The sequence below is a fragment of the Protofrankia sp. CiP1_Cm_nod3 genome, assembly GCF_982290655.1.
This window is the reverse complement of record NZ_CEVIVD010000022.1, coordinates 1-7,419: the sequence shown is the minus strand read 5'-3', so window position 1 is coordinate 7,419 and position 7,419 is coordinate 1. Positions and strand designations below refer to the sequence as shown.

Annotated in this window: 8 protein-coding genes; 5 read left to right on the top strand and 3 right to left on the bottom strand. The window is 69.3% G+C overall.

Going from position 1 to position 7,419, the window contains the following annotated elements:
- On the bottom strand, positions 1–765 hold a 765-nt coding region (locus AC5LUJ_RS06955; protein ID WP_493464649.1), incomplete at its 3' end, for a ParA family protein.
- Positions 762–1,295 carry an RNA/DNA-binding domain-containing protein gene (locus tag AC5LUJ_RS06950; protein ID WP_250285249.1) on the bottom strand — a complete coding sequence of 178 codons (534 nt, stop codon included), beginning with the start codon at positions 1,293–1,295 and terminating at the stop codon, positions 762–764. The genes AC5LUJ_RS06950 and AC5LUJ_RS06955, both read right to left, overlap by 4 nt.
- A gap of 542 nt (positions 1,296–1,837) precedes the next feature.
- Between AC5LUJ_RS06950 and AC5LUJ_RS06945 the strand changes: the two genes are divergently transcribed.
- Both AC5LUJ_RS06945 and AC5LUJ_RS06940 read left to right on the top strand, forming a co-directional pair.
- Complete coding sequence (locus tag AC5LUJ_RS06945) at positions 1,838–2,860, top strand: phosphatase PAP2 family protein (protein ID WP_250285250.1); 1,023 nt, start codon at positions 1,838–1,840, stop codon at positions 2,858–2,860.
- Between the two features lie 399 nt (positions 2,861–3,259).
- Positions 3,260–4,519, top strand: a complete 1,260-nt coding sequence (locus AC5LUJ_RS06940; protein WP_493464648.1) for an OmpA family protein — start codon at positions 3,260–3,262, stop codon at positions 4,517–4,519.
- A gap of 228 nt (positions 4,520–4,747) precedes the next feature.
- Here AC5LUJ_RS06940 and AC5LUJ_RS06935 read toward each other — a convergent pair whose 3' ends face one another.
- The gene (locus AC5LUJ_RS06935; protein WP_250291867.1) at positions 4,748–5,650 is read right to left on the bottom strand and encodes a phosphatase PAP2 family protein; all 903 of its coding nucleotides are present in this window, start codon (positions 5,648–5,650) and stop codon (positions 4,748–4,750) included.
- A gap of 530 nt (positions 5,651–6,180) precedes the next feature.
- Here AC5LUJ_RS06935 and AC5LUJ_RS06930 point away from each other — a divergent pair.
- The 3 genes from AC5LUJ_RS06930 to AC5LUJ_RS06920 all read left to right on the top strand — a co-directional run.
- Positions 6,181–6,369, top strand: a complete 189-nt coding sequence (locus AC5LUJ_RS06930) for a (2Fe-2S)-binding protein (protein WP_013874231.1) — start codon at positions 6,181–6,183, stop codon at positions 6,367–6,369.
- A gap of 17 nt (positions 6,370–6,386) precedes the next feature.
- Positions 6,387–6,857 carry a bacterioferritin gene (gene bfr, locus AC5LUJ_RS06925; protein WP_250285817.1) on the top strand — a complete coding sequence of 157 codons (471 nt, stop codon included), beginning with the start codon at positions 6,387–6,389 and terminating at the stop codon, positions 6,855–6,857.
- 320 nt (positions 6,858–7,177) lie between these two features.
- On the top strand, positions 7,178–7,419 hold a 242-nt coding region (locus AC5LUJ_RS06920; RefSeq protein WP_493464647.1), incomplete at its 3' end, for a hypothetical protein.

The following is a 7,419-nucleotide window of genomic DNA, read 5'->3' as shown; positions in this document are numbered from 1 at the left end:
AATACGGTCAAGCCACCGCTGATACGCCTTGACAGGGCGGTCCAGGCGCATCGTCGGCTGCATGATGACATAACCGAGAGGAGTCATTCGCCCGGGCGGCGCGTCGATCCTGGCCGGAAGGTCCGGGAGCACCTTGTTGTGCCAGGTCCGCCGCCACATCCGGAGGGTCGGCCCGAGGTTGCGCAGTCCTCGGAGGGAGAACAGGTCCGCCGCCAGCGGAACGAGTACGGTGTCGGCGGCAAGCAGCGCCGCCCGGTTGATCGCACCGAGGTTGGGACCGACATCGACGAGTACGACATCGGCTCCGACCTGTCGCGCGGCAATCTGAATGATCCGATGGAATGCCGTAGTCGTCCGCAGCGCGGCCGGGTCCCCGGTGAAGCCTTTGGGCCAGGCCTCGCTCAACCGGTCCTCGAACGCGCTCAACGTCAGGTCACCGGCAAGCAGCCAGAGCCCGTCCAGGATCTGTTCGGGATGGCATGGACGGATGTCTCCCATGCCTTCCATGATCGGCTTGACGGCGATGGCAACTGTGCTGGCCGTACCGGTGCTGTCCGGCCCGGCTGGGCGTGCCGGCCCGTCGGTCTCCTGCCAGATCAGCTCAAGCTTCTCTTCGTCGAGAAACGCTGCCGTCAGATTCGACTGCGGATCCAGGTCCGCGGCAAGAACGTTTTTCCCGAGTCGCTGGAGCATGTACGCGAGATGGTATGTGAGGGTGGTCTTCCCCACGCCACCCTTGTTGTTGAACAACGCCACCGAGATCACACCGTGCTCCTCAGGGTCACGGTCCACGAGGCGTCATCGACGACGAACCCGGGTCCGGGATTTCCGTTCCGGCGCAGCGCGGCCCGGATACGCCCGATACCCCGGCCGAACTGGTTGACATATCCCAGCGACTTCATCGCCGCGGCCAGCGACGGGTTCCGGTAGTCGTTGACCCGGTCGACGTTGTCGAAACGGACCGGCGGGGTCCGGGATGCGCTGACCTCGATCTGGATGACCGGTTGCCCCTGGTAGACCGCCTGGCTGACCACCATCGAAGGCCGGTCGAGGATTCTTCCCTCGTCCCGGATGCTGGTGAGCCCGAGCAGCGCCTGATCCGAAGTATCGATCTCCCTGACCGGTTTACCGGACTTGTCGACGCCAATGATCAGATGCCCGCCGCCCACCCCGGGAAGATCGTTGGCCAGGGCGCAGATCGCCTCACGGATGGCGTTGCGATCCCTGGCCTCCCGCTTGAACTCCAGGTTGGCGGTCTCCTGGGTGCCCAGGGTCATCGCAAGATCTGTTCCCATGGCGTCGATTCTGTCCTACCCGTCGCGAGAAAATGTCACCCGCGGTGGCCACGGACGTGACAGGCCACACCTCTGTCTCCCCGCACGGATCGACCGCGTGGCCCGCGTGGCCCGCGTGGCCCGCGCGGCCCGCGCGGCCCGCGCGGCTCGTCGGGCGACTGTTCGCTGGTTGTGCTGGGTGGGTGAGGGAACGGTGGTCTTCTTGTCGGCCGGACGATGTAGCCTCGGTCAGGACGCGGGCAGAGACCGGACAGTCAGATCGGATGGTGGACGGATCGGGTAGCGGCGGGCAAGAGGGAGGGTTCGACGTCGCCAGCCAGTGGCCACAGGGCTGTGGGGCGTCGGGGCGGATGCCGTCCTGGTAGGCCGTCCGGTACGAGTCGCTGGCCGGTCCTCGCGGACGGCCTGGCGGCGACGATGCCGGCGCACGCGGTGACGGTTGACGTCGAGGGGATGGCTGAAGTCGAGGGCGGCCGCCCGCGATGCGCCCGGACGTGACGGCCGGACCGCTCGGTGGGCCGGATCGGAACCGGAGGGCGCGGATGGTCCATGTACGCCGCAGGTCGGACGGCCTGCCGGTGGTGTGGGTCGAAGTGACCATGATCATCATCTTCTACTACACCTACACCGCCACCCGGTCGGTGGCGGGTGGTTCCGTCCACAGCGCGCTCACCGTCGGCTGGGACATCATGCGCGTCCAGGCGGACCTGCACCTCGGCATCGAGCGCGGGCTCAACCACTGGTTGCAGGGCGTCCCCGCCCTTGCCGTGGTGTGCTGCTACTACTACGCGACACTCCACTTCATCGTCACGCCGGCTGTCCTTGTCTGGCTCTACCGCAAACGAGCGCCCCGCTACCTGGCGGCCCGGTGGACGATCGTGTGCACCACCGTGATCAGCCTTACCGGCTTCTTCCTGCTTCCCACGGCGCCGCCGCGCCTGCTCCCCGGCGCCGGCTTCATCGACACGATGGCGTCGTTCCACAACTGGGGCTGGTGGGCCGGGGACTCCAGCGCCGCGCCCAAGGGGCTCGGCGGCATCACCAACCAGTTCGCGGCCATGCCGTCCCTGCACTGCGCCTGGGCGCTGTGGTGCGGCTGGAACATCGCCCGGCTGGCCCGGCACCGCGTGACCAGGGTGCTCGGCGTCCTCTACCCGGGCGCGACGGTCTTCGTGGTGATGGCCACCGCCAACCACTATGTGCTGGACGTGCTGGGAGGCTGGTTCGCGCTCGGGCTCGGGGCCGTGGCGGCCACCGTCGTGATGCGGCTCGCACATGGGCAACGGCGGTCCCCCGGCCGTCCCGCCGGTCATGACGATCATCTCACCGGTCGTCCGGCCGACCGGGACGACGACCAGGAAGACCAGGTGGCGCAGGTGGCGCAGGGACATGCGCAGGCCGGGCAGGCGCAGGTCGGGCAGGAACAGGCGGGACAGGTCGGCGAGCCGGCTGGCGGGGCGGCCGACCAGCCTCCCCGGCAGCAGCCGCACCTTCCCCAGCCGGCCGCGATCGTCCCCGCCGGTGTTCCCACGCGCCCGGCGCTGGTGTGGCCACCCCGGGGATAGGTGGCGGCCCGGTACAGATCACAGGTATGCCGGTGTGCGAGAGTTGGCCGGCGGTAGGCCGTTCCACCCTGATCCCGTTGGCTGCCGTTGTGGGGTTACCTGGTAGGGGCTGGTGTTGGCGGCGGCGCGTCCCGGAGGCGGTTTCGGGCACGGTGCTCCCGGCCACAGTGTCCCGGCCATGATGCAATGTCCATGTCCATGTCCATGTCCATGGTGGTTCCCGGCCATCATGGTCCGCGGTCGTGATGGACCACGGTCGTGATGGATCACAGCCACGGTGGCCCGTGGCCCGGCGTAGCCGGTCACGATGTCCCGGCCGGCAGTCCCCGGCCAGCAGCCCCCGCCAGAAGAGCCCCGCCAGAAGAGCCATCCAGCCAGAATCCGTGCGGAGACCAGTCGATGTCCTTGGCCCAGATCGCCGCGCTGAAGCGGCCCCGTCCGGTTGTGTTCTCCCTGTGCCTGGTCGTTGCCTGGCTGCTGCTGGCGTTGCTGGCGTTCGGGCTGCGGCGTGAGCCCATCGAGGACGAGCTTGCCGACCGCGCCGTCCTGGCGGTGCGCTCGCACGGCCAGGACGGCGCGCGGGTGAGCTTCGACGGCCGGGACGCCACCGTGCACGGCACGTTCCCCAGCCTCACCGACGCCGAGGCGGCCCGCCAGGTGGTGGCGCGGGTGCCCGGGGCACGGTCGGCCTCGTTGGGCGGCGACATCCGCATCGTGCCGGCGCTGCTTTCCGGCGCCGCCGCCAGGCCCTTCGTGATCGCGGTCGATGGTGACTCGCTCACCGTCACCGCCACCGTGCCCGACCGGGCCGCCCGTGAGCAGGTGCTCGGCGCGGCCGCGGCGGCGGGCACCGGCACGCTGACCGGGAAGGTGACGGTCGACCCCGCCGTGGCCGCGCCGCCGGTCACCGTTCTCGCGGACCTGGCCCGCACGCTCACGACGGCCGCCGGTGAGCACAAGGTGACGATCGCCGGTTCCTCGGTGGTTCTGGAGGGGGGCGTGGCGGACGCCGGGGAGGAGGCCCGGCTGCTCTCGGCCGTCCTCGCCGAGACCCGCAGGACGCTGCCGGCCGCCACGGTCGACAACCGTCTGACCATCCGGTCGGCCGCCTCCGCCCCAAACGCTCCCGCCTCGGCCGCCTCCGCCCCGGCCGCCTCCGCTCCCGCCTCGGCCGCCTCCGCCTCGGCCCTCCCGACGGCCGGCGCGGCCGCGCCGGTGCCAGCGACCGGCGGGACCGCGACAGCACCGGCGGCGGATACGGCCGCGCCACAGCCGGCGGCAGGTGCGGCCACGCCGCAGTCGCTGGCCGGCCGGCTCGCCAGCGTCCTCGCCGAGGGGCAGATCACCTTCGCGACGGGCAGCTCGGAGCTGACCGAGGCCGACCGCGTCCAGCTCGACCGGATCGCGGCGCTGCTGCGGGAGGACGAGCTCGGCGTCCTGCTGGCGGGGCACACCGACGCACGGGGGCCGCGCGCCTTCAACGAGGCGCTGTCACTGGCGCGGGCGCGGGCCGCCGCCGCCTATCTGACCGACCACGGTGTGTCCGCGGATCAGCTGCGGGCCGCCGGGTTCGCCTCGGACCATCCGCTGGCGACGAACGCCACCGATGCCGGGCGCGCCGCCAACCGCCGGGTGGAGATCTCCGCCCTCGTTCCGTAGCCGCCACCCGTAGCCGCCACAGCCCTGCCTCGATGAGCAGGCCGGATGGTCCGGGCCTTCCGGTCTGCCTTTCGGGCTGCCCGTCGGCGGGCCGCTCCGGCCTGGGCCCTCGGCCCGGCGCCTGGGCCGGAAATCCTGGGCCTGCCTCCTCGACCCGGGGGCTCACACGGCAGTCGCCGCCGTCCCGTGGGCAGGAGCAGGGCAGGCCGGGGGACGGCCGGGAGCGGGTCAGGACGGTTGCTGCGACCCGCAGGTATCCGAGCGGCGGGTCACCATCAGACGCATCACGGCGACTATCCGGGCCTGCGGGGCCAACCTGGTGACCTGCACCGCCAGGAGGACGAGCAGAGCGCCGACAATGCCGTCCACCCAGTAGTGGTTGGCCGTGGCGACGACGACGGCGGTGGTGGCCACGGGCTGGGCGATGGCGAGATAACGCCACCGGCTGCGCAGGGCGGTGACCACGACCCATGCCTCGATGATGGCCCAGCCGATGTGCAGGCTCGGCATGGCCGCGTACTCGTTCGCGAAACCGTCGCCCTGGGCGTAGGGCGACGGGCCGAATATCGCGCCGGTGTCGATCAGAGCTGTCATCGTCATGGGCAGCAGGCGCGGTGGAGCGAGCGGATACAGGATGTGGATCGCCAGGGCCATGCCTGTCGCGATAATGATCACATTGCGGGCCCTGGGCCAGGCGGAGCGGTGCCAGGCGAAGACCCAGACGAGCAGCGCGACCGCCGCGGGGAAGTGGACCGCGTAATAGAACTCGTTGATCAGGATCGTCACGTGGTGGGAGTGCAGGGCCAGCCGCTGGACGGCTGCCTCGTCGGGCAGGTACAGGCTGCGTTCCATCTGCCATACCGCGGCCCCGTGCGAGAGCGCTTCGGTCTGATGGCCGTCGACGATGTGCCGTCCGAAACGGTAGACCATGAACAACAGGCCGAGCAGGACGGTCTGGGTGGCCGCGTAGCCGGCGGTGCCGAGGGCGCGACGCCCCCGTCGTGCCCCGCCGGTGGCCGGGGCGCCGCCGGTGGCCGGGGCGCCGGTCGTGAGCCTGGCGTCGGGCATGGGCCGGCTGTCCGCCGTGGCACTGGTCGTGGGCAGCGCGGGCTGGGCGTCGGCCGTCGTCACGGGTAATGGGCCGATCGTGCGCGGAGAGACGCGGTTATGCTCGTCACTGACCCGATCGTCGAATTTTCGGCCCATATCGGGCAATGGTTGACGATATCGGACAATATGGGCCTACCTGGTTGGTCCACAGCACATTGTGCCCTCCTTCACGAAACGGGACCGTACCGTACTGCAATACCGTATCCGGGCGCCTGATCCTGGCTGCTGCCAGGTGTGATCCGTATCTCTCCGGGAATCGCGTCCCGTGCTGGGCGGCCGCTGTTTTCCGAGCTACCGGGCCTGTCCGTATGTCAGGCCGGTTCCGCCGCGGCCGTGATCGGCCTGTTGTGGCCGGGTGGTGACGTGGTGCTCGCTCATCCCCGCTTGCCTCCGATCTGTCCCTGTGGGATTCTTAGGCCACGTTTTTATTAGGGAAGGTTTAACTTAGACGCGAGCACTTGCTGTCATTGATCCGACCGTATGCGGCGTCCGTGGGCCGTCGGTTCCGGAATATGGGACGAGGTGCTCTCTCCAGAGCGTGGTGAGGTGCGGTGCTGGTCTGTTCGTGCTTTGCTGTCTCCGAGCGGACGTTGCGCGGCGTGATTGAGTCGGGCGCGTGCGACACGGGCGAGGTGGGTGATGTCTGTGCCGCGGGCACCGGTTGTGGTGGCTGCCTCGACGAGATCGAGGAACTGTTGACGGACTACCGCCGTGGCTGTCCGGTTGTGTCATCGGGCTGACATAGCGGAGGTTTCATGTGAGGGGCGACCCGGAGATTGTCGAACTGCTCAACCGCGTCCTCACGAATGAGCTGACGGCCGTCAACCAGTACTTCCTGCACTCCCGGATGCAGCTCAACTGGGGTTACCGGCGGTTGGGCAAGCACACCTACGACGAGTCGATCGACGAGATGCGCCACGCTGACAAGCTGGTGCATCGCGTGCTGTACCTGGGCGGGCTGCCCAACCTCCAGCGGCTGAACACGCTCCATGTCGGCGAGACACCTGTCGAGCAGCTCAACTCCGACCGTACGCACGAGATCGAGGCCTGCGGCCTGCTGCGGGAGGGGATCGTCCTGACCCGCTCGCGTGACGACGTCGGATCCGCTGTCCTGCTGGAGGAGATCCTCACCTCCGAGGAGGAGCACATCGACTGGCTGGATGCCCAGCTCGAGCTGGTCTCCCAGCTCGGTGAGGCACACTATCTCGCCCAGCAGATCCACGACTGACGTCGCTGCCGGCGGAGTCGCAACGGCGGGCCGGAGGCGGCGCGATCATAGTTCTGCGCGCTGCCGACGGCCCGCTGTCGTCGATGAGCTGCTGTCGTCGATGAGCCGGACGGGCCGACGATGATACGATCATGGTTTTTCGTGTCGCTGGATGCCAGGAGTTCCCGGGCGTCGGAAGACACACCCGCTACCACAGCCTGACGTTCTGTGCGCACCTGCCTGCCGCTACACTCGCCATGCGATCGGGAAGGCCATGCGATCCATGAAGATAGCGTGACCAGCCGAGATGTGCACCGGGCTGACAGGCGCGAGGAGATCCGTTGGTCGCTAGCATGGCCGGCTCCGTGGCTGACGTGGTATCCACCGGGCTACTGGTGGTCACGTCAGACAGTCGTGTGGTCTGGGCGAACCGGGCCCTGCTCGATCTGGTGGCCACCGGCGGTGGTGCCGCGCACGACGCTGTCGCCGGTACCGTACGTGATCATTCTGGGCGTGACAGCGCTGACGCCGCCGAGCACGGTGGCGTGGAGCCGGGGGGCGCGGCGGGTGGCGGGTACCCGTG

Bases quoted from the DNA above. Each gene is read 5' to 3' on its own strand.
- AC5LUJ_RS06950 (WP_250285249.1), bottom strand. From the start codon at position 1,295: ATGGGAACAGATCTTGCGATGACCCTGGGCACCCAGGAGACCGCCAAC.
- AC5LUJ_RS06940 (WP_493464648.1), top strand. From the start codon at position 3,260: ATGTCCTTGGCCCAGATCGCCGCGCTGAAGCGGCCCCGTCCGGTTGTG.
- AC5LUJ_RS06945 (WP_250285250.1), top strand. From the start codon at position 1,838: ATGGTCCATGTACGCCGCAGGTCGGACGGCCTGCCGGTGGTGTGGGTC.